Annotated in this window: 19 protein-coding genes and 1 tRNA gene; 15 read left to right on the top strand and 5 right to left on the bottom strand. The window is 61.7% G+C overall.

Features of this window, described 5'->3' with window-relative positions; all coding sequences use genetic code 11:
* Positions 1–154 precede the first annotated feature (154 nt).
* The 12 genes from MRBLMS1_RS03410 (at position 155) to MRBLMS1_RS03355 (ending at position 14,104) form a co-directional block, all read left to right on the top strand.
* Positions 155–4,570, top strand: coding sequence for a phage tail length tape measure family protein (locus MRBLMS1_RS03410; RefSeq protein WP_485877826.1), 4,416 nt, complete (start codon positions 155–157; stop codon positions 4,568–4,570).
* Complete coding sequence (locus MRBLMS1_RS03405) at positions 4,567–6,036, top strand: hypothetical protein (RefSeq protein WP_485877825.1); 1,470 nt, start codon at positions 4,567–4,569, stop codon at positions 6,034–6,036. The genes MRBLMS1_RS03410 and MRBLMS1_RS03405 overlap by 4 nt, the downstream gene beginning before the upstream one ends.
* On the top strand, positions 6,033–7,514 hold the full coding sequence (locus tag MRBLMS1_RS03400) for a hypothetical protein (RefSeq protein ID WP_485877823.1): 1,482 nt from the start codon (positions 6,033–6,035) through the stop codon (positions 7,512–7,514). The genes MRBLMS1_RS03405 and MRBLMS1_RS03400 overlap by 4 nt, the downstream gene beginning before the upstream one ends.
* Positions 7,514–8,002 carry a DUF4376 domain-containing protein gene (locus MRBLMS1_RS03395; protein ID WP_485877822.1) on the top strand — a complete coding sequence of 163 codons (489 nt, stop codon included), beginning with the start codon at positions 7,514–7,516 and terminating at the stop codon, positions 8,000–8,002. The genes MRBLMS1_RS03400 and MRBLMS1_RS03395 overlap by 1 nt, the downstream gene beginning before the upstream one ends.
* Complete coding sequence (locus MRBLMS1_RS03390) at positions 7,999–8,829, top strand: hypothetical protein (RefSeq protein WP_485877820.1); 831 nt, start codon at positions 7,999–8,001, stop codon at positions 8,827–8,829. Before MRBLMS1_RS03395 ends, MRBLMS1_RS03390 begins: the two co-directional genes overlap by 4 nt.
* Positions 8,829–10,409, top strand: a complete 1,581-nt coding sequence (locus MRBLMS1_RS03385; protein WP_456150243.1) for a tail fiber domain-containing protein — start codon at positions 8,829–8,831, stop codon at positions 10,407–10,409. Before MRBLMS1_RS03390 ends, MRBLMS1_RS03385 begins: the two co-directional genes overlap by 1 nt.
* A 174-nt stretch (positions 10,410–10,583) precedes the next feature.
* Positions 10,584–11,012: a hypothetical protein gene (locus tag MRBLMS1_RS03380; protein ID WP_058048714.1), complete on the top strand. Its 429-nt coding sequence runs from the start codon at positions 10,584–10,586 to the stop codon at positions 11,010–11,012.
* A gap of 14 nt (positions 11,013–11,026) precedes the next feature.
* Positions 11,027–11,524, top strand: coding sequence for a glycoside hydrolase family 19 protein (locus MRBLMS1_RS03375; RefSeq protein WP_485877818.1), 498 nt, complete (start codon positions 11,027–11,029; stop codon positions 11,522–11,524).
* On the top strand, positions 11,521–11,847 hold the full coding sequence (locus MRBLMS1_RS03370; protein WP_485877816.1) for a hypothetical protein: 327 nt from the start codon (positions 11,521–11,523) through the stop codon (positions 11,845–11,847). The genes MRBLMS1_RS03375 and MRBLMS1_RS03370 overlap by 4 nt, the downstream gene beginning before the upstream one ends.
* 128 nt (positions 11,848–11,975) lie before the next feature.
* Positions 11,976–12,140 carry a hypothetical protein gene (locus tag MRBLMS1_RS03365; protein WP_485877814.1) on the top strand — a complete coding sequence of 55 codons (165 nt, stop codon included), beginning with the start codon at positions 11,976–11,978 and terminating at the stop codon, positions 12,138–12,140.
* A gap of 72 nt (positions 12,141–12,212) precedes the next feature.
* The gene (locus MRBLMS1_RS03360) at positions 12,213–12,398 is read left to right on the top strand and encodes a hypothetical protein (RefSeq protein WP_485877812.1); all 186 of its coding nucleotides are present in this window, start codon (positions 12,213–12,215) and stop codon (positions 12,396–12,398) included.
* 206 nt (positions 12,399–12,604) lie between these two features.
* Positions 12,605–14,104 carry a nucleobase:cation symporter-2 family protein gene (locus MRBLMS1_RS03355; RefSeq protein ID WP_485877810.1) on the top strand — a complete coding sequence of 500 codons (1,500 nt, stop codon included), beginning with the start codon at positions 12,605–12,607 and terminating at the stop codon, positions 14,102–14,104.
* Positions 14,105–14,131: 27 nt separating this feature from the next.
* Here the strand turns inward: MRBLMS1_RS03355 and MRBLMS1_RS03350 are convergent, their stop codons facing one another.
* Positions 14,132–19,174: a diguanylate cyclase domain-containing protein gene (locus MRBLMS1_RS03350; protein WP_485877808.1), complete on the bottom strand. Its 5,043-nt coding sequence runs from the start codon at positions 19,172–19,174 to the stop codon at positions 14,132–14,134.
* Between the two features lie 222 nt (positions 19,175–19,396).
* Between MRBLMS1_RS03350 and MRBLMS1_RS03345 the strand changes: the two genes are divergently transcribed.
* The 3 genes from MRBLMS1_RS03345 (at position 19,397) to MRBLMS1_RS03335 (ending at position 21,015) form a co-directional block, all read left to right on the top strand.
* Positions 19,397–19,747, top strand: a complete 351-nt coding sequence (locus tag MRBLMS1_RS03345; protein WP_485877807.1) for an SOS response-associated peptidase family protein — start codon at positions 19,397–19,399, stop codon at positions 19,745–19,747.
* 12 nt (positions 19,748–19,759) lie between these two features.
* On the top strand, positions 19,760–19,930 hold the full coding sequence (locus MRBLMS1_RS03340) for a hypothetical protein (RefSeq protein WP_485877805.1): 171 nt from the start codon (positions 19,760–19,762) through the stop codon (positions 19,928–19,930).
* Positions 19,931–20,145: 215 nt separating this feature from the next.
* Positions 20,146–21,015, top strand: a complete 870-nt coding sequence (locus tag MRBLMS1_RS03335; protein ID WP_485877803.1) for a hypothetical protein — start codon at positions 20,146–20,148, stop codon at positions 21,013–21,015.
* A gap of 28 nt (positions 21,016–21,043) precedes the next feature.
* On the opposite strand, the gene MRBLMS1_RS03330 is transcribed toward MRBLMS1_RS03335, so the two are convergent.
* The 4 genes from MRBLMS1_RS03330 to MRBLMS1_RS03315 all read right to left on the bottom strand — a co-directional run bounded on the left by MRBLMS1_RS03330 (position 21,044) and on the right by MRBLMS1_RS03315 (position 24,503).
* Positions 21,044–21,271 carry a tyrosine-type recombinase/integrase gene (locus MRBLMS1_RS03330; RefSeq protein WP_485877802.1) on the bottom strand — a complete coding sequence of 76 codons (228 nt, stop codon included), beginning with the start codon at positions 21,269–21,271 and terminating at the stop codon, positions 21,044–21,046.
* A 56-nt stretch (positions 21,272–21,327) separates the two neighbouring features.
* A complete protein-coding gene (locus MRBLMS1_RS03325) occupies positions 21,328–21,585 on the bottom strand; it encodes a site-specific integrase (protein ID WP_485877801.1) in 258 nt (85 codons plus the stop codon).
* 434 nt (positions 21,586–22,019) lie between these two features.
* Positions 22,020–22,106 (bottom strand) — tRNA-Leu (locus MRBLMS1_RS03320).
* 102 nt (positions 22,107–22,208) lie between these two features.
* Positions 22,209–24,503, bottom strand: a complete 2,295-nt coding sequence (locus tag MRBLMS1_RS03315; protein WP_485877800.1) for a TonB-dependent receptor — start codon at positions 24,501–24,503, stop codon at positions 22,209–22,211.
* Positions 24,504–24,825: the final 322 nt, after the last annotated feature.

Here is a 24,825-nt window from a genome sequence, read left to right as displayed (position 1 = left end):
GATTGCCGTTAATGCTGCAGAGATAAAGGCGGGGACGCAGGCGGTGAATGACCTGGCTACCGCCAGTAAAAAAACAGGCGATCAAGTCGAGGAAGCCAGTACCAAGTTTCGCAACTTCGAACCACGGGTACGCGCGCAGGCCGAAGCGGCTCGCATGGCGACCGATGTGAACATTGCCATGGGCAAGGGCGGCAGCGATGCCGCGGACGGGCTGCTCAAGGCGCTGGAGGCGGTCGATGGCTTTGCCAAAGCCTCGGCCAAGATTGGCGAAGGCAGCTTGAACGCCGACATTGGACAGATCAAGGATGGCCTGGGCGAGATGGCCAATGCCACCGGCTTGACGGAACTGGCCATGAAGCGCCTGGGAGCGGGGCCGTTGCTGGTGCTGCAGATGGCGGCCGACGTTGCGGCGTTCGTGGCCGAGGCCTTTGTGCAGGGTCAGCTGGAATCGGACAAGTTTTCCCGTGCCCTGGAATTGACCGGGAATGCCGCCGGCATCACTGAAGGCCAGTTCAACACCATGGTGGCGTCGGTTTCTGATGCCAGTCAGGGCGGCCTGGGCGATACCCGCGTGGTCTTGCAGACCCTGGTGGAAACGGGCCAGTTCACCAGCGAAGCGCTCAATTCCGTGGGCGCTGCCGCTGTCACCATGGCGCAAATGAATGGCCAATCTGCTGGCGCCGTGGCAGCCGACTTTGCGACGATGGCCGACGGCGTCACCAACTGGGTCGATACGCACGATAAAAATTACAACATCCTGACGGGCGCCCAGTACGCGCACATCGCCGCCCTGGAAAAGGAAGGCAAGACGCAAGAGGCCATGGTCATGGCGAGTGATTTGATCAATGCAGGCCTGCAAAAACGCGCTGAAAAGCTCAGCATGATCGGTACCTTGCTGCAAGGCAGCAAGAATCTCTGGTCCAGTTTCATGGATGGCATGCGTTCTATCGGACGCGAAGAGACGCCGGAAGACGAGATCGAAAAAATCAAGAAACGCACGGCCGACGTGCGCCGCACTGGCCAGCTGGTTCCCGGTACGCACCCGGCGGCGCGATTGACCGGCGTCCAGATGGAACAGTTTGAGCAGGAGCAGGCCAAGGCGTTGGCAGTGGCGATGAACAAGCAGACGCAGCTGGAAGCAAAGGCGAAGGCCGACCAGGCGGAATCGAAACGCAATGCCGACTCCAAGCAGGCCGTCAAGGAGCTGGGCGAGCTGCAGAAGCGCTATGTCACCAAGGCGGAGCGCGAGGTCGCGGAAATCAAGCAGCTCGAGGAAACCTTGGCCAGCGCCAGAGCCGGCGGTGTTGCTGTCTCTCCTGAAAAGGAGAAAGAGCTGCGTCAGAAAGTGCACGCTTCGTTTGCCGGACCGGCCAGGACTGCCGCACCTGCCAGGGCCGCCGCGACTCCAGCGGCAGGTTCCGACTCCCGCGACGCGGTGCTGGCAGGTCAGTTGCAGGCGATTCAAAGCGCGTTGCGCATCAAGACTGAGGGTTACGACCAGCAGGCCAAGCTCGACGAAGCGCGCCGCAAGGGCGGCGCCTTGAGCGAGGATGAGTTTTTTGCGAACCGCCGCGTGGCGATACGCGCGCGTGGCGCCGCCGAGGTGGCCGCCTACCAGCAGCAAGCCGAGGTATTAAAAGGTTTTCAGGCGAAGACGGCGCAGGGCCAGCAGGAAAGGGACAACAAGATTGCCGAAGCAGGCGCGGCGGAGCTGCGCGTGCAGCAACAGGTCAACGCCGATCTGGCGCAACTGGAGGAAACGGCAGGCCAGGAGAAGAAAGCGGCAGCGAAGAAACGCGAAGAGGAGGCCGCGGCAAAGGAGACCAAGAAGCGTGCCGACAACAAGGCGGCGGACGAAAAAACGTGGAAAGAATCGGTTGATGGCGCCAAGGCCATGGGCGATGCGCTAGAAAAAGCGTTTGGCAAGGCAGGGGCGGCGGTAGGCAAAATGGGCGCGGCTTTTGCAGATTATCAAAAGGCCCAGCGTGATGTTCAACGGACCCTGAGCGAAGGGCTCACGGACGCCAAGGACGACAAGCCCAAACAAGAAGCTGCGCATGCCAAAGCCCGCGAGGATGGCGCGCAGGCGCAGATCAAGGGCTACCGCGACATGGCTGGTGCCGCCAAGGGCTTCTTCAAGGAAAACAGCACGGGTTACAAGCTGATGGAAGGGGCCGAAAAAGCTTTCCGCGCTGTGGAAATGGCCGGCCAATTGCAAAAATTGGCCACCAGCCTGTTTGTATCGAGCTCGTCTGCTGCGGGCGTGCTCGTCGGGCAGGCCACAGAGACGGGGGCAGTGATGGCCGGCCAGACCGCGCAGAATGCGGCCAAGGTACCCGGTGTGTTCATGTCCTTCATGAGCTCCATGGGACCGTGGGGCTATGCGGCAGCGGCAGCGGCGATTGCCGCCGTGCTGGGCGGCGCCTTCAGCGGCGGTGGTGGCGGCGCCGACACGACGGCCAAAGACCGCCAGGCCGCCAACGGCACCGGCACGGTGCTTGGTGATTCATCCGCGAAATCGGCGTCGATCGCAAACAGCCTGGAAATTATGGAGAAAAACTCCGGCCTGGGCCTCGCGTATTCCTCGTCGATGGTGGTCTCGCTCAAGCAGATTGTTTCGGGTATCGGCGGCTTGGGCAGCTTGCTGGTGCGCTCGGACATCCTGACGTCCGCGCTGGGCACCAAAGGCAGTTCCAGCGGCGGCGTCATCGGCAATGTTGTCAGCAGCATCTTTGGCGGCAAGACCACGGTGCAGGATGTGGGGATAGTCACCAACTCATCGAGCCTGGGTGATCTTGATACTACCCGTTTCAAGGTGAATTCGTATGTCGATCTCAAGAAGTCCGGCGGCTGGTTTTCCAGCGACAAGAAGTCCACGAATCTCACGGCCATGGGGACGGAAACGAATGACCAGTTTACGAAAATCGTGCTTGGTCTGCGCACGAGCATCGTCTCTGCGGCCGACTTGCTGGGTGTCGGCGGCGATGCCTTCACCGCCCGTCTGAATTCCTTCGTCGTCAGCCTGGGCAAGATCAGCCTGAAGGACTTGAAAGGCGAGGAAGTGCAAAAGGCCCTGGAAGCGGCCTTTTCGAAGCTGGGCGACGACATGGCGAAGTTCGGCGTGGGAGGGCTGGAAAAATACCAGGCCGTGGGCGAGGGCTACCTCGAAACATTGGCGCGTGTAGCCAACAACTACATGCAGGTGTCGGATGTGCTGGCCGTATTGGGCAAGTCGTTCAACAGCTCTGGCCTTTCTGCCGTGGCGCTGAGCGAAAGCCTGATTCAGGCGGCGGGCGACCTCGATACCCTGACCAGTGGCACCAGCTTCTTTGTGCAAAATTTCCTGACCGAGGCCGAGCAGATGGACCCGGTCACCAAGTCGGTGCGTAGCGCCATGGCGGCGCTGGGACAGTCCGGCGTGACGACGAGCGAGCAATTCAAGGCGCTGGTGCTGGCGCAGGACTTGAACACGGCTGCTGGTCAGAACATGTACGTGCAGCTGCTTGCCATCGCCGAACCGTTCAAGAAGGCGGCCGATTATGCGGCCGACCTCACCGCCGCCACCGGTGAACTGGCCGAAGTGAACAAGACGGCCAGCGACATCGCCAGCGAACGCAAGGACATGCAGCAGCAGTTGAACGAACTGACGAAAACAGAAGCGCAGTTGCTGGCTGCCCAGCGCGCCGGCGTCGCCGATGCCAATCGCGGATTATTCGACCAGATCCAGGCCGTCAAGGCGGTGACCAGCGCGAAGGATGCGCTGGCCAAAGCCTACGAGACGGAATCCGTGGCGGCCAAGTCGGCGCTGGAGAAGTCGAAATCGTGGGTGACGACCTTGAATGGGCTCAATTCCAGCATGGCTTTGGGTGCCCAGTCGACGCTGACGCCGGAGCAGAAGTACGCCGAAGCGCGGGCACAGTTCGAGAAAACCCTGGCGGCTGCGAATGCGGGCGACACGACGGCGCAATCGGGGCTGTCTGCCGCGGAACAGGCATTTTTGACGGCCTCGCAAGTGGTCAATGCTTCCGACGCCCGCTATGCGGCCGACTATGCCCGCGTGGTGGAAGCGAACAAGGAAGCGTTGAAATGGGCAGCCGCGCAGGTCGACGTGCAGCAGGCCAGCCTGGACGCGCTTAACGCCCAGGTGTCGGGCTTGATCACGATTAACGACAGCGTGCTGACGGTGGCGCAAGCCATCGCCGGCCTGCGGGCGGCGATGGGCGGTGCGGCGGAGCTGGGCGTGCAACTCGGTAATCCTCCCGTGGTCGCAGCACTGGCCGCGATGACTTCTCCCGTGACAGCGGCGGTCTTCGACCCCGTGCGCTACTCGTCGGCCGCGAATGTTGGCTCCGACGTGCTGGTGGCTGAAATCCGCGGCCTGCGCGAAGACAACCAGGCCATGCGCGTGGAACTGGAAGGCTTGCGTGCCGACCAGCGGGCGCAAACAGGCGCCACCATCCAGGCCACCTTTGAATCGAACGCCAACGCCGCCAGGACGGTGGTCGATGGCGTGGACAAATCGTCCCGGGCATCCGCCTGGGCCAATGCAGTGAAAGGAGAATACGCATGACCGATGCGCAATTTCAGGAATGGCTGCAAAGCCCGTCGGCCATCCGCATGGTGCTGATCGAGGCGCAGGTGAATGTGGGCGGCAGCGAGGTGACGCGGTATATCGCTTCGCGGCCCTACGTCACCGGGCCGCGCGAGGTGCCGGCCAATACCGCGTACCAGCCGCTAGCCAAGGGCGGCCTCGCCTTCACGGAACAGGTCAGCCTGTCCGGCGAGGCGGGCCTGTCGGGCGGCGATATCGAACTCGATAACGCCGATGGCGCGCTCGATGGCTGGCTGGACGACGTCTGGATGAACCGGCCGGTCAAGGCCTGGGCCGGCGATCCTTCCTGGCCGCGTGCCGACTTCCAGCTGGTCTTCGACGGCATCATCGCCGACGTGGCCAGCGCGGGGCGCGAGTCGGTCAACCTGGTCCTGCGCGACAAGCTGCAGCGTTTGAATACGCCGATCTCCGAAGCCAAGCTGGGAGGCACGACGCCGAACAAGGACGCCATCTTGCCGATTCCGTTCGGCGAATGTCACAACGTGGCGCCCTTGCTGACCAACCCCGCCACCCTGGAATACGGGTTTCTCGGCACGGTCGAATCGACGTTCGAAGTGCGCACCAACGGCAAGCCCATCGCCGTGGCCTTGAATGACCAGGCAGGCCGTTTCAACCTGACGACCGATCCGTTTTCCACCACGATCACGGCCAGCGTGCAGGGCGACAAGGGCGGTGGCTATGCGCCGCGCATCGCGCCGCTGGTGCAGCGCATTGCCACCGCCTACGGCAAGGCGGCCGACCGTTTTACCGCGGCCGATCTGGATCTGGCCAACCTGGCCGCCTTCGATGCATCCCACCCGCAGCCGGTGGGGCTGTACGTTGCGGACCGTACGAACCAGGCGCAGGCCATCCAGCTACTGGCGGCCAGCGTGGGCGCCCAGGCGATCATGTCGCGCACCGGCCAGCTGCGCCTGGTGCAGATCGCTTTGCCTGCGGCCGGCGTGCCGCTGTCGATCGGCCCGGAGCAGATGCGCGAGCGCTCGCTGCGTCCCGCGCAGCGCCTGCCGGTGACGGCCGCCGTGAAGATCGGCTTCGACCGGAACTACACGCTGCAGGCGGGCCTGACGACCAGCATTCCGTCCGCGCATGCGGATTTGTACGCCACGGAATGGCTGACGGAGACGGTGGTCGATGAAGCCGTGCGCGCACGCTATCGCCTGACTGACGACCCGGTGCAGATCGATACCTGCCTCAAGACGCGGGCCGATGCCCGCGCGGAAGCGCAGCGGCGCCTGGCCCTGAACAAGGTGCCGCGCACCATTTACGAATTCGATGGAGAACCCGAGATGATGATGCTGGAACTGGGACAGCCCGTGCAACTGCGCGCTGAACGCTTTGGCTTGCAGGACGGTGTGCCGGGCGTGGTGGTGCTGCTGTCGCGCTTCTGGCTGACGGGCAGAGCGACGGTGGGGGTGCTCGTATGAGCGCGATTGTGGGGGAACGCGACAGGCTGATCATGAATACCGTGCCGCGCTTCGCGCCGGCCAACGACCGCGTGCTGCTGCTCGCTGCCACGGCGCAGGCGTTCAAGGTGGCCGCCACCACGCTTGCCGCGCCGGCAAGCATCGACTTTACGGCAGGTTTGGTGAATATGCAGGGGCAGGTGGCGTTTTCTGCCAGTAACGCCAGCGTGCTGACACGCGTCGGCAACGTGGCCACGCTGGCGTATGCCGGCATGGTGGGCGATAGCGTCACGGTCACGGCCAAGATTGTAGTCGATAGCCTCACTTACACGGCCAGCCAGACGGTCAGCAAGGTTTTTGATGGCGTGACGGGCAATTCTTCGCGCGTCGCCTACAGCAAGACAGGCCTGTCGTCGCTGGGGAGCATGCCGGCGACCATCAGCTCGCAGGGCGATGCGTCCTTTCCGCCAATTAACACCTGGGGGGCCGGCACGGTGTGGGAAGGTTCGCCACAGGCATTCGGTGCCGGAGAATCGCTTTACCGGTCCGATGGTATTTTCAACCCTGCCAGCGGCACTACCAAGTGGGCGGCGCCGTATCTGAATGCACTCAAGGTGGGGCAGCTGAGCGCAATCAGTGCCGACCTTGGCAAGGTCACGGCGGGCGACATTTACAGCGCGACGGTGCACGGCGGTATTGGCTATCCCAGCAGTGCCTATGCATGGCCAAGCAACGGCGGTAGCGGTTTCCACTTGAGCGAGAGCGGATTGCTGTTTGGTAATCCGGGACTGGGAAAGTATATGCAGATCGATGCGGCAGGCAATATCTATGCGCCTGGCTTTTCCATTGTCAATGGCCACGCAGTTTTCAGCGGCAATCTGGACAGTGTCAAGGGTACGTTCTCGGGGGAGCTGATAGCGGCAAAGGGCAGCTTTTCTGGTGTCCTCGATGCAGCCAAAGGAAAATTTTCCGGTGAGTTGGACGCTGTGAAAGGTACATTTTCTGGAGACCTTTCATCTGCGCGTGTATCCGTTGGCACTGCCTCCGCTGCAACGGCATTTTTCGAGCCCGGTTACCCATCGATTTCCCTGCAGTCGTCCGCATCCGGGGTATTTGTTGAGACTTCAACTCTCAGTTCCGCAGCTGTATTTACCAATCTGGAAGTACTGTTCAAACACAACGCTCCAGGGTGGCCTGCCGCGCTCCGCATCCGCTCTGGCAGTGTATTTTTTTCAATCGTTTGTACGGCGGTGGTCGACGACCAACTGAGCATTTGGTATCGCATGAATGGCGGCAACTGGCGCTGGTTGAGCGGAGTCCAGGAGCGGCAGGACGGCGATGCCCCTGCCGCAACGGTCTACGGACTTACCTTGAACATCAACGTGGGTGACACCGTCCAGTTCGGAGTTTCCGGCACCAATGCTGACCTTGGCGCAGCGAATATGGGCAAGCTTTATGTTAAACAATGTCAGGCGATTGTGATCGCAAGGAATTTTTAATGGAAACAATCGTTATCAACAGTGATGGCACTCAGACTAACGAACGCACAGGGAAGACGTTGCCACCCCGGCCTGGCGCGCATCACATCTACGACGCTGGTGCCGACTTGTGGATAGACACCAAAACGTTGGAGGGCACCAGGATATCTACCTGGGCACGCATCAAGCTGGCACGCGAGGCAGCCGAGCTTTCTGATTTTACATGCGCCGGATTGCGGTACCAGGCCGACAAGGCACGCATCACAGGTGCAGCGCACATGGCTTTGTTGGCACAAGTGGCAGGCCTGCCATATAGCATTGATTGGACGTTATCCGATAACACGACGGTGACGCTGGATGCCGCCGGCATGATCGCTGTTGGTGCTGCATTGGTCGCACAGGTCTCGGGCGCGTTCGCCATCGCGCGTGGCTTGCGCGAACTGATCGCGACGGCGGAGACCATCGGACAGCTTGATGCCATTGTTTGGCCAGTGCAGGGGGAGGCATGAGCAACTTGCGCATCATTTACGACAACGCGGCCGACCGCGCGGTCTTGACCGCATCCAGCCAGGCTGGAGCCTTAGGACCGGGCAATCTGCAGCGCGAAGACAAGTCCTCGCTGCTCCGTTCACCTGGCACTCAGTTGAGCATTACGGCGACCTGGCCAACGCCGGAGATCATCGGCGGCGTGGCCCTGCCATTTTGCAACTTGACGCCGACGGCGACGATTCGCGTTCGCGGCTACGTCGAGCCAGGGGATGACGTGTCCGATTTCGATACCGGCACCGTGCCGGCATGCGAGTACGCGCGCCTGGGCATGTGGAACTGGGGTGCGTTGCCGCTGGGGGTCAATGCCTTCAGCTATGGCGGTGCAACCTATGGCCGCTGCTGGTTCCAGATGCGCAGCGTCAAGAAAATGGTGATCGACCTGGTCGATCCGGACAACCCTGCCGGCTACATCGAGGTTGCGCGCCTGGTGGCCGGCGCCTGGTGGAGTCCCGAACAGAACGCATCTTACGGCGCCGGCGTCACGCCAGGCGATACCAGCAACCAATACCGCAATGGCGCCGGAGAGCAGAAGGTCGAGCGCGGTGCGTTGTACCGAAAACTGTCGATTTCGCTTGACCACATGACGCCACTGGACCGGGCCGAGCTGTGGCGCATCGTGCGCGGGAATGGCCTGTCGCACCCGCTACTCGTCAGCCTGTTTCCAGACAGCGACGACGTCGAGCTCGAGCAGACTCATCAGGTGTATGGGCGTCTGGCCAGCCTGGCTGCCATCACCACGCCGTATTACCAAACATATGCCACCACCATTGAAGTCGAGGAGCTGTAATGACTGATGTTTTTAAATATGGCCAACAGGATCTGATCTATCAGCTCAACCAGTTGGCCAAGGCGAAGGATATCGTCGATATCCCGCATAATTCCGCGGCGGCGGCCGCGAGTGCTGCTGCCTCTGCAGCTGCAGCGGCTGCGGCTGCGGAGTCGGACGGCACTGCCGCCACCGCTGCGTCAAAGGCTGCGGCTGCGCTCAAATCGCTCGATGCGCGCTATCTCGGCGCTAAGACGCTGCCGCCGGACGTTGACAATAATGGCGATGCGCTGCTGGCCGGCGCGACCTACTGGGACACGGTGCTGAACAGCGGCTGCCTGCGCGTATTCCAGGCTGGCACCTGGGTAACGATTCCAGCCAACTTGGCGTCGCAGATAAGCAGCACGCCGGCGGGCGGGATCGTTGCGACGGACGTGCAGGCGGCGCTGGCCGAATTGGATGCCAACAAAGCGGCCCGCGCAATGACGCTGGCTGGCTATGGCATTACTGACGCCCTGCCGGGCTCATATGTGCCGACCTGGGGCAGCATTACTGGTAAACCCCAGTTTGCGGCGGTGGCCACGTCAGGCAGCAAGGCCGATGTTGGCCTGGATAGCGTGGACAATACAAGCGACGCGAGTAAGCCAGTCAGCACGGCCACCGCCAGCGCTTTAGCAGGCAAGGCTTCGCTTTCAGGCGCTACATTTACAGGGGCTGTTAACGGCATAACGAAGACGATGGTGGGAATGGGCAGCGTGGACAACACCAGTGATACCGCTAAACCTGTGAGTACCCTGCAACAGGCCGCCCTCAACTCCAAGGTGAACATAGCAAATCCGACCACCACTGGCACTTGGTCCCATACCGGCGGGCCTCTATCGTTGAGTTCAGGCGCCTCTGCCTGGGGGGTATTCAGATCCGACATTGTCGGGAACTCCTACATGGCCTTTATAAAAGGGGGCAGCTCATTGCAAATCGGATATCTCGGCTCAGATGGGGGGGCATTGGTAATTGGCGGCACCGGTGAAAATTTTGTGCTCCGCGGCACGAGCCATTTGATTTTAGCATCGGACGGCGGGGTAGTTCGCCCGCGCGTCGACGACGCACACAATCTTGGCTTATCCAATTATCGTTGGGGGAACTCCTATTTTTCGGTCGCTCCAACTATCACATCAGACGCACGTGAAAAAGATATGTTTCGTGCGCTCGAAGCCGTAGAGATTGCTGCGGCCGCCGACATCGCACGGGCGATTAGAGTATATCGCTGGAAAACCGCAATAGCGACAAAGGGTGGCGGCGCCCGCGAACATATCGGGCCGACCGTCCAGGCCGCGATAAAGATCATGGAATCTCACGGCCTCGACCCGTTCAATTACGGATTCATCTGCTACGACTCGTGGAAGGGGGAAACCATCGAGCATGCAGCCATCGAGGCGACAGACGACAGGGAAATGCAGGCAGCATGGACAGAAACGATTCCCGCCAGCGACCGCTACGCATTTCGCTACGACGAGTTGAATCAGTTTATCGCAGCAGGATTGGAGGCGCGCCAGACCGCGATCGAAGCCCGGCTCGCTGCTCTAGAAAGCGCAGTTCCGTAATTCCACGTCATTGACTTACAGAAATTAAGCCGCCTCCGGGCGGCTTTTTCATTTCCAATCGCTTTCACAAATACTGTCTCACCTTCCCTAGAAATGAGACAGCCATGCTTGGACTGTCGGCATCAGATATTCCTCCGCAGCTACAAACTCACACCCACCACCTGAAAGGCAACCATGGCCCTCGAAACCACCGCCGCCGGCGGCGCATTGATCAAACTGTTTGGCGTGCCCGTGCTGGCCGGCGCAGCTGCCACGTCGCTGGGCTTCATGTTCATGTGGCCCCAATCCACGAAGGAGGCATTTATTCGTTTTTGTTCCAGCATCATCATTTCCACCTTTCTCGGCCCTGTGCTCGTGGCCGCCGTGCTGTCGTGGTGGCCGAGCCTGTTCGACAGCGCGAAGACCGTGGCCGGCTTGTACGGCGGCGACCCGTCCACGGGTTTTTTGTTCATCGCCGCGCCGGTGATGGTGGCCGCCGGCTTGCCTGCCTGGTGGGTGCTGGGCGCTTGCGTGCGCTGGTTCGACAAGCGGCGCGGCAAGGATATCGGCGAATTGGCGGCCGATGCAGCCGCTGCCGTCAAGGATGTGCGGGGCATGCTGTGACAGGCGCCCAATTGATGCAGATCATGCCGCTGGCCGGTCGCCGCGCTACGCTGTTCCTGGCGCCCCTGAATGCGGCGATGGCCGAGTTTAGCATCGATACGCCGCTGCGTCGGGCATCGTTCCTGGCGCAGGTGGGCCACGAATCGGGCCAACTGCGCTATGTGCGCGAGCTGGCCAGCGGCGCGGCGTATGAAGGACGGGCGGACCTGGGCAATGTGATTGCTGGTGATGGCATGCGCTTCAAGGGGCGCGGCTTGCTGCAGGTGACGGGGCGCGCCAACTATGCGGCGTGCGGCGTGGCGCTGGGCCTGGATTTGCTCGCATCGCCGCAACTGCTGGAGCAAACGGTTTTCGCGTGTCGCTCGGCGGGCTGGTTCTGGCAATCGCGCGGCTTGAACCGTCTGGCCGACGCGGGTGACCAGGAACGGGTGACGCGCCGCATCAACGGCGGCGTGAACGGTCTGGCCGAGCGTCTGTCCTTGTATCAGGCTGCGCGCAAGGTGCTGACATGAAGCCGTCGGTGAGTATCGTGGCCATGCTGGTGTTGCTGGGGGCAGCCGTGTTTTGCGCCCAGCGCTGGGGCCGCGAAGCGGGCCGTTCCGCGTGCGCGGCGCAAGTGCAGGAGGTGCAAGCCGTGTTGCAGCGCCAGAACCAGGCGCTGAAGGCAATGCGTGAGGAGGGCGCGCGCCGGTCTGCGAAGGTACGGCAGGCGCTGGCCACGGCGCAGGCCGGACAGGCAGATGCGCAAGCGGCTGCGGCGCGCATCCTGGCGCTGAAGCCCGAAGGTGACGCCTGCCGTGCCGCCGAGGCGCTGATCGCCAGCGAAATGCCATGAGGCCGCCGCGCGAACGTGCTGTAAGGCCTGCAGGCGGCCTCGCCAGCAGGCTAGCCGCTTTTTTGCTGGCGAGCTTGTTGACCGGCTGCGCGGCTTGGGCGCCAGCATCGCAGGTGGACGCTTGGCCCGTGAGCGCGCCGTGCGTAGCCACGCGCCCCGCCGCGCCCGTCTTGCCGGCGGTGCCATCGCACGGCATCTTCGAGCAAGTGCAAGCCTTGCTGGCGCGCGAGCAATTGCGTGCCGCCCATGTACGCCAGTTGGAAGCGCTGCTCGATGCCTGCTCCGGCGGCTAAGAGCCTATTCCAGTAGGGAGCGTCTTCTGTTGGCAGCGCATCAAGAGCGCGGACAAGGCGTGAGGAGGACGCATGGCGAGCCACGCGACGACGATCAACGCAGTCCCCGCTTCTGAAGGGCGCCAGCAGGGGATGTATTCATCTACTGAGATAGGCTCCAAGCACCAGTTACCAGCGGCCTGCCAGCGCTACCGCCTTTGCCGCCTTCTGGTGCAGGCGGGGCGCGGCATGCGAGAAAACGGTGCATCCATCGTCTAATTCGCCGATCTTTGCTGATTTCCGGCACAATTCCTGTATACAATCTATCTGGCACGAAGCGTGCATGGCTACCTTGGTCGTCCCATTCCAAGGAGCTTCGCATGCATCATTTGCCGCCAGTGTGTTCCTGCCGTCCCGTTTCTGTCTTGCTTTTCCCTTTCACCTGCGCCCATCCGGGCCGCGGTAACCCAGGAAATGGAGCGTAAATGGCCTCTCCCCGCTTGAAATCCATCCACCGCAGCGTGCCAGGTACCGCGCCTGCCGCGCCATCGCCCGTCGATGAAATCCTGCCAGCTGGCAAACTGTTTACCTTGGGTTTGCAGCACGTGCTCGTCATGTATGCCGGCGCCATCGCCGTGCCGCTGATCGTCGGCCGTGCTCTCAAGCTGCCGGCCGAGCAGGTGGCGGCGCTGATCAGTGCCGACCTGTTCTGCTGCGGCCTCGTGACCCTGATCCAGTCCCTGGGAATAGGCAGGCATTTCGGCATCCGCCTGCCCGTCATGATGGGCGTCACCTTTGCCGCCGTCAGCCCCATGCTGGCCATGGCGAACAATCCGGCCTTGGGCATCACCGGCATCTTTGGCGCCGTGATCGGCGCCGGTGTCGTCTCGATGCTGATCGCGCCCTTCATCAGCCGCCTGCTGGCCCTGTTCCCGCCCGTGGTCACCGGCAGCATCATCGCCGTGATCGGCGTGTCGCTGATGCGCGTAGGCGTGAACTGGGCCATGGGCGGGCCGCCCGCCATGGCGCAGATCGCCGATCCCGCCTTTCTCAAGATGGCCGCGGCCGCCACGGCGGCCGGCTTGCCCGCGCCAGCCGGCCCAGTGCCCATGATCGCCAACCCCGGCTATGGCGCGCTGGACAACATGGGCATCGCCTTCTTCGTGCTGGCCGTCATCTTGTTGGTGGCCAAGTATGGCCGCGGTTTCCTGTCGAATATCGCCGTATTGATCGGCATCATCGCCGGTACGGCCCTGTCGTTTGCGCTGGGCAAGGCCGATTTCGCCAAGGTGGCCAGCGCCAAGGCTTTTGCCGTCGTCACACCATTCCAGTTCGGCATGCCGACTTTCGACGTGGTGGCCATCGTCACCATGAGCCTGGTGATGATCGTCGTCATGATCGAGTCGCTGGGCATGTTCCTGGCCTTGGGCGAGATGACGGGCAAGCGCATCGAGCAGGCCGACATCAGCCGCGGCTTGCGCGTCGATGGCCTGGGCACCTTGATCGGCGGTATCTTCAATACCTTTCCGTACACCTCGTTCTCGCAAAACGTGGGCCTGGTGGGCGTGACGGGCGTGCGCAGCCGCTGGGTCTGCGTGGCGGCCGGCATCATCCTGCTCGTCATGGGCGTGATCCCGAAGATCGCGCAGACGGCCGAAGCCGTGCCGGCCTTCGTGCTGGGCGGGGCAGGGCTGGTGATGTTCGGCATGGTTGCCGCCACGGGCATTCGCATCCTGGCCGGCGTCGACTACAAGAGCAACCGCAACAACCTGTTCATCGTGGCCCTGGCTATCGGCTTCGGCATGCTGCCGCTGGTGGCCGAGCAATATGCGCAGCACATGCCGAAAGCCCTGTCGCCGCTGCTGCACAGCGGCATCCTGCTGGCCGCCATCGTTGCCGTGCTGCTCAATTTGTTCTTCAATGGATTGGTGTCGCAGGAAAAGGCGCAGGAGCAGGCGCGCGAAAACAGCCACGGCAGCGATTGAGGAGTCGCCCCACGCCGTGAACGCGGATTAGCCGGGCGGCAGAATTCTCAGCACCACGCAATTGCGCCCCGCATCCTTGGCGTAGTACAGCGCGGCATCGGCCAGGCGCAGCAGGGCGTCCGGATCGGCGGCGCCCGGTGCCGACTGGACTGCGATGCCGACGCTGATCGTTACCTGCAGTGCATCCGCGTTCACGTGGGCGATGCCCAGCTCTTCGATGGCGCGCCGTAGCGCTTCGCCGATCTGGCGCGCTTCGTCCGCCCCGGTGTTTGGCAGCACGATCGAAAATTCTTCGCCGCCGTAGCGCGCCGTCAGGTCGCCCGCGCGCCGCATGCCGGCCGCCAGCGCATGCGCGACCCGGATCAGGCATGCGTCGCCGGCCTGGTGGCCGTGACGGTCGTTGAAGCGCTTGAAATAGTCGACGTCGAGCATGACGACGGCAAGCGGCTGGCCGACGCGCGTGGCACGCGCACATTCGGCGCGCAGCACGTCGTCGAAATGGCGCCGGTTCGACAGGCCCGTCAGGCCATCGGTGATGGACAGGGTCGCCAGCTTGCGGTTGGCGTCTTCCAGCTGTTCCGTGCGTTCGGCAACGCGCCGTTCGAGACTGTCATGCAGCCTCGCGCTGGAAATCGAGATCATCGCCTGCGCGCCAAGCATGCGCAGGAACGCCACGCGTTCTTCCGTGAACGAGGCGTCGGCAAGCCGGTTTTCGAAGTACAGGATGCCGCCGATCTGGCCGCCGTGCCGGATCGGCAGGCACATGACGGCGCGCGGCAGGTGCAGCTGCACGTACGGGTCGGCGGCAAAGCGCGAAGCGCCCGTGATGCAGTCTTCGATCACCTCGGCACCTGTGCGCACGACGTAGCGCAGCAGCGATAGCGGGAACTGCGGGTCGCTGGCGGCGCTCAGGTCGAGCTGGCGCGATTGCAAAACGGTGACTCCATCGCCATCGATATTGGCCTCCAGCTGGTAGCTGCCTTCGGACAGCAGCAGCAGGCGCGTCACCTGCGCACCGGCGTTTTCGCATACGATGGCAATGAGGCGCGTCAGCACATTGCGCAGGCCCACTTCGTTCGACAGGATCTGCGACGCTTTCAGCAGCGACACCAGGTCGAGTGCGGAACTGCCGTGCGTGTGGGAGATGGAATGCCATTGCGTGCCGCGGCCGTCCATCCTTGACAGCAGTACGCCGTGGCGCGCCTGCAGCTGCGCCACCTTGCCCTGCGCACCCCACTGGCCGTAGTGCGCGATGGCGTCCTGGATGAAGACGCCGGCCACGCGTGCATGTCCCTGGTCGAACCAGCATTCGCCGCACAGTTCATTGCCCAGCGCCTGCATGTTGACGTAGCCGGCCAGGCCGGCCGCGTCGATCGCCTGCTGGTAATAACGCGTGGCCAGTTGCAGCTCTTCCCGGTAGCGCGCCATCTCGGCCAGCACCAGCAGGTGTTTGGCGTCGCTGTTGTCCGAGCCTAGCCTGGCCCACTCGGCGAGGCTTGCCTGCAGCGTGCCGATCACGGTCAGCACATCGCCCGCATTGGGGCGCGCAGGATCGCGCCGCAAGGCGCGGATCAGGATCAGCGCGGCGTAAAAGCTGCAATCGACGACCTTGGCCTGGCCGCGCATGATCTGGGTGACGTTGCCGAGCTGGCCCGCCAGCAGCTCGGCGTCGGCGCCGTCGAACAGGTAGGTGTTGCGTATCTTCCCCTGCAAGAAGTAGGCGCGGTACAGCTGCGAGCCGCCATACTGATCGAGGAAGCGCGCCTCGCTGAAGGCCGCATCGTCGTAGCTGTCGTGACGGGGCAGGAGGCCCATCAGGCATTTGATCGGCTGGACTGCGGCGGCGACGCAGCAATCGGCCATCGCCTGCTGGCCGTTGGCGCGCATCAGCGCCAGGTCGTGCTCGATGTCGTGCATCAGGTGCGGCAGATAGTCGCCGAGGATGAGTCGGTCGGTAGCGCGCACGGCCGCCACCACGCCGACCTGCACGAAATCGGCGATTTCCAGCGCCCAGCCAAACGCTTCTTCGTACAGGGCGTCGGAGCTGCGCAGCGGCTGCGTCCAGTGGTTGCTGAGCGCGCCGAACATCAGGCCCGTGAGCGTGCGTGTCTGCAGGTTGGCACGGCGCCTGGCCAGCGCCATCGCCATCGCGCCGAAGGCGTAGCCGCGCGCGATGTCGCCGCTGTACAGCGCAACCATCATCGCGTAGCCGACATAGGCGACGGCGCTGAAATCGCTGTTCCCCCGCTGCATGGACAGCCGCGTCATCGACACCACCATCAGCGCACTGAGATCCTGCTGGCCGGCGTAATAGCTGGCCATCCACAGGCCTTGCATCATCTGCATCGCGGCCACCGCGTCCGGCTCGCACATGTCATCTGCCGCCAGCAAGGTGTCGGGCGCATGCGCGCCAGGCTGCCGCCCGATGTCGGCGAGGATATCGGCGAAGCGCGCCTTCATCTGCTGCACATCGTGCGGAATGTCGATGTGCAGCAGCGCCAGGCCGTCGCGCTGTACGGCGATGGCGTCGAGCAGGCGGCCCTGCAATTGATATTGGTGCGCCTGAATGGCAATGCAGCGCACCTGCTGTAAGGGACTCAGGGTACGGGCGCGCACCAGCGGGTAGATCGCCTCGGCCGCATCGAACTGGCCGCACAAATAGGCCGCTTCGGCCGCACCCAACTGCAGGTCAAGCCAGAGGTCGGCGTGCCCGCTCCACGCCTGCGCCGGCAGCAGGTCGAGACCTGTGCGCATGTGCTCCAGGGTGGACTGGAACGCGGCGGAACGCCGTGCCTTGACGCCGGCTTGCAGATTGAGCCCCGCCAGCTGCCCGCGCTCGCCCGCATCGTTGATCAGCGCGCGGCCGGCATTGAGCTGCTCGACGATCTCGAACAGTGTCTCGTCCCGACGCTCCGGCGTCGCATGCCGCAGCAGCAAGCGGCCGATGAGAAGATGGTTGGCCGCGCGCGCATCGTCGTCGGCGACCAGGTAGGCGGCCTGCTGCACCCGGTCGTGCAGGAAGCGGTAACTGACGCCGCTGTTGGCCGCATCGGTGTCGCCATCGATGTATTTATAGCGTTCGTCGAGCGGCTGGATCAAGCCTGCCCTGAGCGCAGGCCACAGATCTTGCTGCGTTTTCCGGGGCGCGCGGTCCACGGTCAGCGCGAGTGTATCGAGCGCGAAGCGGTTGCCGCAGGAAGCGGCCAGTTGCAGCAGATGCTGCGTCACCGCGGGCAGGCGGCGGATTTTTTCCAGCAGCACCTCGACCACGTTGTCGGTATATCCGGCCTGTTCTATCGCGGGCAGGTCCCAGTCCCAGCAATCGTCGGCGGCCCGGTAGCGCAGATGGCCCGCTTCATTGAGCGTAGCGAGAAACTGGTTGAGGAAAAACGGATTGCCGGCCGTCTTGCGGTAGCAAATGCTGGTCAGCGGCGCGCAGTCGGGGGCCGTCACGCGCACGGTGGCCGAGACCATTTGCGCCACCTGCGGCTCGGTCAGTACGCCCAGTGACAGTGTCGACAGGCGTACGTCATGGGCGAGCAGCTTGTCGCGCAGCGCGATCAGCGGATGCGCGGCGCTCACTTCGTTGTCGCGGTACGCGCCGATGACCAGCATGCAGCTCTTGTCGCAGGAGACCATGAGCAGTTCGATCATCCGCAAGGTGGCCGCATCGGCCCATTGCAGGTCGTCGAGGAACAGCACCAGCGGGTGCCCGGCGCAGGCAAATACTTCGACGAAGCGGGGGAAGAGGCGATCCAGGCGCAGCTGGGCCTGTGCCGGCGCCGACGCGGGCATCGGGTCCGTGGGGCCGACGATCAGCGCCAGTTGGGGAATCAGCTCGACCAGCATGCCGATGCCACTGCCCAGCGCCGTGTGCAGTTTGGCGGACCACTGGCGCAGCGTTTCCTCTGGCTGGCCGAGTAGCTGGCGCACCAGCCCCTGGAAGGCCTGGATCAGCGAGGCATACGGCACGTCGCGCTGGAGCTGGTCAAATTTCCCGCTCAGGAAGCACCCGCGCTGCGCGATGATGGGCTTTTGCACTTCGTTGACGACGGCCGACTTGCCGATGCCAGAATGGCCGGCTACCAGCAGCATCTCGCACCTGCCCGCGGCGCTGCGTTCAAACGCCGCCAGCAGCTCGGCGATGGCACCCTCGCGCCCATGCAGCGTTTGCGGCACGAGGAAGCGGCCGTTGTGGTCGGACAGCTTGAGCGCCTGTGCCGGCTTTTGCGCGCGGCATGCTTCGAGGTCGCTGCGCAAGCCCTGCAAGCTCTGGTAGCGCTGATCGGCATTTTTTTCCAGCAGCCGCTGGATGATCGCCAGCAGCTGGCCAGGCAAGCTGGCCAGCGCCGGGTGCGACCAGTCGGGACTGCGCGCAATGTGGCAGTGCACGAGTTCCATCTCGTCGCCCGTCTCGAACGGTGCCTGGCCGGCCAGCAGTTCGTAGAAGGTGGCGCCGAGCGCATAGAAATCGGCGCGCCAATCGACCCGCCGGTTCATGCGCCCCGTCTGTTCTGGCGCCATGTAGCGCAACGTGCCTTCCAGCGTCTGCAGATTGGCGATGCCGTGGCTTTCATACGGCAGTTCACAGGCGATGCCGAAATCGATCAGCTGCAGCAGGCGGCGCTCGCCATTCCACACCAGGTTGGAGGGATTGATGTCCTTGTGGATCACGCCATGCGTATGGACCTCTTCCAGCGCCACGCACAGTTGCAGCGCGATGTCGAAAAAGTCATCCAGTGCCAGTGCGGGCTGCGACGGCGTCCTGCGCGCCGCCACCTGCGCGCGCAACACCTGGTCGAGCGCCTGGCCGCCGGTATCTTCGAGGACCATCGTCCAGCACCCGCCATGCAGCTGCAGCGCCAGCGGATGCGCCACGCCAAGATGGCGGCAGCGGCGCGCGATCGCATACTCGCGCTTGAATTGCGCCACTTGCTGAAAGGAGGGGAACGGCTGATTGGGCTTCTTGACGATCAACGCGGTGCCATCCGCAGCCCTGGCGCGGTAAACCCGTGAGCGGGCACCGCTGTGCAGCTGTTTGATGATCTCATGATCGAAAAGGGAGCGCATGGGCTGGGCTTAGCAGTACACAGACGGTTGCGGGAGCCTGAAGGCGCACATTTCGGAATGTTACTTGATTGTAAGTATTATATCAGCAGGGAACCATGGGGGAGGGAGCGGCCTGATGAGGGGTGTTGTAAAAATGCCAGTGGGAGGCGAGTGCGGGGCCGGGAATTGATCGCGATGGAGGTCGTGGCAAAGGAGTTTTGTAGCAAGCGGAGGAGATCGGATATGTCGGCGTTGCCCCCCAGCCGTAGTGTTCAAATAGAACAGCATTTTGCTGTTCGCTCCCCTCAATTTGATCTGCCACCGGAAGCCTGGCCAAGCTACATGGCGCCGATCATTCGCGCCTGGCACGAGGTGCCCGGTGAGCTGCAAGTTGCGCCGGCATGTTTTGGGATGGTTCCGCATTGGGCCGATATGAAGCTGGTGCGCCAGACCTACAACGCCCACACCGAAACCGTGGCGCAGAAGCCATCCTTCCGCAATGCATGGAAGCGCAAACAGTTCTGCATTATCCCTGCCGATAACTTCTTTGAACCCTGCTACGAAATAGGGAAACCTGTCCGCTGGCGCATCTAGCGCGCCGATGGCATGCCGGCCTCCATCGCCGGGATATGGGAATTCCGGCCGCAAGATTTGTTGCTGTCGTTCTCGATGCTGACGATAAACGCCGATGGCCACCCGCTCATGCAGCGTTTCTACAAGCCGGATGACGAAAAACGGATGCTGCTAATCCTCGACCCGGACCAGTATCACGGCTGACTCGCTGGTTCCCTTGTGACTGAAGAGGATTTGTTCCGGCAGTACCCGGCGGAACGCTTCTTGGCTGTAGCTGATCCGCTGCCTCCGCGTGTGAAAAAATGAATCCGATCCGGTGAGCTTCGGCGTCAAATGCTCATGGCGTTTGATACTTTGTTACCGTTACGTTCTTGTAGTAGCCAGACAGCTTCAGCGACCAGTCATGATACCGCGTACAAATGTTAGGCCTGACCTCAGCGCCAAAGAAGTGTTACTATTTAGAAATTTTAGACATAATACTAACTACATCTATGACAAAAATATCTTTTCTCCACACCGGACTTCCGAAAGAATGTATAGCCGCCAATATCTTCGTAGAGCCGAATTTTGAAGATCATCCATATATTAGAGGGACAGGTTTTTTCGCGAAACGCGGAAGGGATTTGTACTACATTACTGCAAAGCATTGCTTAGAAAAACATAATAAGCTTTCTGTTAGCGAGGCTGCAGCACGGTTGAGGGTGGTAGCGGAATTCAATAAACGTAACATCAGAGCGAACGACTATGTTTTGATTGATGAAATGATACTTTTAAAGAATGAATCTCTGCCAGAGGATGAAAAGATCGCTGACATAGTCGTCTTTCCAATAACTAGCTTCAAGAACGAAAAGCAAAGAAAAATGCTGTTGTCACGAGCAATTAAGCTTCCGCCAACGGGGGATTGGGTCGATGAATTCGTTAAAATTCCTTTGGTTCAAAGTAACATTGCTTCCGAAAATGGTGCTCCATTTACTTGTGTTGGTTATCCAGCGTCAGGAACAGGCACTGATGTACTAGGTTTCAAGGATAACAACGATACGGTTACCCTCCAAGCTGCTAAATTTACTGGGTATCTCACAATTTCCAGTGATGAATACAAATTTAAGTTGAAAAATATATCATGGGCTCATGATTTGGATGGGTTTAGCGGATCACCTGTATTTCTCTGCCATAAAAATGAGCATGGTCAGCACTATGCGTTGGCTGGAATGTTAGTGACAGGGGGGGCTAAGCAAACTCATTTTCTAAAAATAAATGTGATTACACAGGTTTTTAGTAACCACTCCTAAGATTCTTATCGTACTGCTCCAAGTGAAGTTACCCAAGCTTGGCCGCCATATCCTCGGCGCTCTCGTTGTAATAAACCTGAAGCATACGCAAATTCCTGTGGCCGACCATGCGCGCCAGGTCCAGCACGTTTAATTTTTTTGCCAATCGCGTGATGGCCGCATGCCGGCTGTCATGGAAGGTCAGCCCCTCGATGCACGATCGCTCGCGCGCTTTGCGGAATAGGGTATCGAGCGAGGCTGTGGAAATACCGAACAATGGCGCCTCGCCGGAGTCCGGCAGCAGCGCCGGAGTTCCAGCGCGTGCGTCGATACCTACACGTCTCGCCGCACACCGTTTTTATTGATCGAGGCGGGGAGGCGGGCGACGGCGCCGTCAACCCAGGCTGGCATCAGCCCGCAGATTTCTCCGGCCCGCATCGCCGTCTCGATGGCGAAGAGGTAGGCGACCGCCACGGTCTGGCTCTTCGTCGTCACTGGTTCGTCGGCGAAGCCAAGTGTGTTGCACAGGCGCTCGATTTCATCCTCGGTAGGAATGCGCTCACGCGAGGCGGCAGGCTTGGTGCTGCGCACGTCGCTGGTTGGACTGTGCGCAAGCCATTTCCATTCCTTGCGCACAGTCGTAAAAACGGGGAGGGCAGCAAGTTCAGCTCACGATTCACGGTGGCGCCAGTGGCTTTTCTTTGCCCTGTCATGTGCTGATTGCGCCAGGCGCCAAGCCGTTCGGGTGTCACGTTGGCCAGTTTGATATCTTTAATTTTCTGGCCGCCAATGACCATTTCGCCGATGGCGTTGAGGATGACGATTTCTGCCCGCCAACCGCCAACTCGTTTCCTTAGTGAGGCCATGCATCGCTCTCTTTGAGGCGTAATCACCGCGTAAATCTGGCGTAATCGCCACTGGTTTTTTGTCGGGTTTAATCGGGATTAGGGGAATGGCAGGACGTAAAAAAGCCACTAACTCCTTGGGAGTTAATGGCTTTTCTGACGTTTCCAAATCCTGTGCGCTGGTGCCCGGAGCCGGAATCGAACCGGCACGCCCTTACAGGCGGGAGATTTTAAGTCTCCAGTGTCTACCAGTTTCACCATCCGGGCAGCGCGGCGAGATTCTAGCACAGGTGATGCTCACTACGCCATCTTGTGCCTGAGCCATGCTGTCCGGTTTGCGCCGGACAGCGCGGTTTTATCTACCCACCGTCAAAACGTCGCCTTGAACTGCACCCCATACGTGCGCGGTTCGTTGACGATGCCTGTCAGGTTGTCGAAATCGATCGCGCCCAGCGACTGGATCTGGTTGGTGATGTTGCGGCCGTACGCGGAGACTTCATATTTGTCCCATTTGTAGCCGACGCGCAAGCCGCCTTCGAGCAGTTCCTTGGCCTTGTATTCCTTCGCTTCATACAGGAAGAAGTTGTAGCTGGTGCGGTAGGCCCAGTCCGTGTAGGCGTAGAACTCGCCATTGGCGAGGGGAATGCTGTATTTCAAGGTGAAGTTGGTTTGCCATTCCGGTGCGCGCGGCAGCGGGTTGCCGTCGATGTAGGCCGTGCCTTTGAACGGGCCCAGCGGGTCGGTGACGGTGCAGCCGCTGGCCGGGTTGTTTTGCGCGTTGCCGCAGCTTTGCACGAACAGCTTCTTGTCCTGGATTTCCGTGTGGTTGTAGCTGCCGCCCAGGGTCATGCTGAGCGAATCGCTGAGGTTAGCCTGGAAATCGAGTTCCACGCCACGGCCCGTGGCTTTGTCGGCGTTGAGCAGCTGGTTCATGTTGACAGCACCGCTGCCGGCCGTCAGTTGCTTGTCCTTGACCCGGTACTGGAACACGGCCAGGCTCAGGCGCGCGCGCTTGTCGAACAGGTCTTGCTTGATGCCTGCTTCGACGGACAACGCTTTCTCGGCACCCGCAAACGAAGGGCGGTCGGCCAGGCCGTTCAGGCGTCCCTGCATCGATGGCGCGCGGTAGCCGGTGGCGATGCGCGCGTAGGCATTCGTCGCCGGCGTGAGCACATAGGTGCCGCTCAAGTCCCAGCTGATGTTGTGCGACGTGTCGTTCAGGTTGAAGGGGCCGGCCGTGGTCGCTTCCACGCGCTTGGCCGAGAAATCCTTCTTGTCGGTCGTGTAGCGCAGGCCGGCGCGCAGTTTCAGGGCGTCCGACACCGTGTAGTTGAGCGAGCCGAAGGCCGCATACGACTTCGAGCTCTGGTTTTGCGTCGCGTAGTTCGGACTTTGCGGATTGCCGGGCGCCAGGCTGTCAAAGCTGATGCTGTCGATCTGGATATCTTCCTTGAAGTAGAACAGGCCGGCTATCCACTGCAGCGGGCCGCGGGCAGACGACTCGGCGCGGAATTCCTGCGAAATCTGCTTGTGGTTGGGGATCACGTCGGCCGTTTCCACGACGAAGGGGATGAAACCGGGGCCCATCGGCGGCGCATACACGGCGCCATAGCCGCCGTCGACGTCGGCGCGGCTGAAGAAATCGAGTTTTTCGTAGCCGGTGATCGAATGCAAGGTGACGCCGGGCAAGTCCCATTTCAGGCGCATGCTGCCGCCCTTGGTTTTCAGGTGCTGGCGGTTGATGCCGTCGGTCGGGTAGTTATCGTAATCAAAGCCGTCGACCAGGTCGTTGGTGCCCTGTTTCAGGATGTTGGCGCGGAACAAGGTGGCCGTGCCGTCGAGGTTGCGCGCGTGCACGTTGAACAGGGCGCTGAAATCGCGCGTGGGCTTGACCAGCAGCTGCAGGCGGGCGGCGCTGTCTTCATAGCCTTCGAAGTCGCGCGTGCCGGTGGAGCGCGGGTTGTGCACGCGGTCGTCGCGGCGCTGGGTCTGGCCGGAAAAGCGCAGGGCGACCGTGTCGCTGACGGGCACGTTGAAGGCGCCTTCCAGGTTCTTCATGCCATCCTTGCCGAAGCCGCCGCTCAGGTAGCCTTCCGTCTTGAAGACGGGCTTGGCGGAATCGAACTTGATCACGCCGGCCGGCGAGTTGCGGCCGAACAGGGTGCCTTGCGGGCCGCGCAGCACCTCGACCTGGTCGACGTCGAAGACGGGAAAACCTTTCAGCATGGCATTTTCCTGCACCACGTCATCCATCACCAGGCCTACCGGTTGCGAGGCGTTCAGGTCGAAGTCGGTATTGCCCAGGCCGCGAATGTAGAAGCGGGGGAAGGTGCGGCCATAGTCCGATTCGACGGACACGCTGGGTGAGCGGCTGTTGAGGAAGCGGATGTCGGCGCCGCCGGCCGTCAGGGTGTCGAGCTTGTCGCCCTTCAGGGTGGCGATGGACATGGGCACGTCCTTGATGTTTTCCGCGCGCCGCTGCGCCGTCACGATCACCGTTTCCAGCTGGCCAGGACCGGCCTGTGCCGCCGGAGCGGCAGGGGCGTCGGCGGCAGGCGCCGGGACGTTGTCCTGTGCCTGCGCCATCGCCTGCAGGGGAAAGGCGGCAGTGATTGCCAGGGCAATCAGGGTGTGGCGTACTGTGCTGGCATGCGGTGTCATCATGAAACGGCTCCTGTCGGTCAAGGTTGTTGGGGCATGCAGGCTGGCGCTGGCCAGCTGAACGAAAAATCATGCTAGCACGGAAAGTTTTGGTATTCATGCCATTTTCCAGCGACGGCTATTCATATCCGTTTCGACTGAATACATGAATAAAATCGTATTTGTCGTCAATATCTGACGGGTGCATAGTGGAGTGCCGGCAGGCTTGTGCGAGCGCAACAGCGGCTGGGCATGGCGATGCAGTTTCCTGCGGGAGCGCAAAAAGAGCGATGTTTTTTGCCATGCTGCCGGCTTGCGGGCACTGGAAATACAACAGCTGCCGCGG

Origin of the sequence: Massilia sp. LMS1-1-1.1 (genome assembly GCF_040815535.1) — a bacterium.
In the GTDB taxonomy this organism is placed as follows: domain Bacteria; phylum Pseudomonadota; class Gammaproteobacteria; order Burkholderiales; family Burkholderiaceae_D; genus Janthinobacterium; species Janthinobacterium aestuarii.
This window is presented reverse-complemented; position numbering and strand designations above follow the sequence as displayed.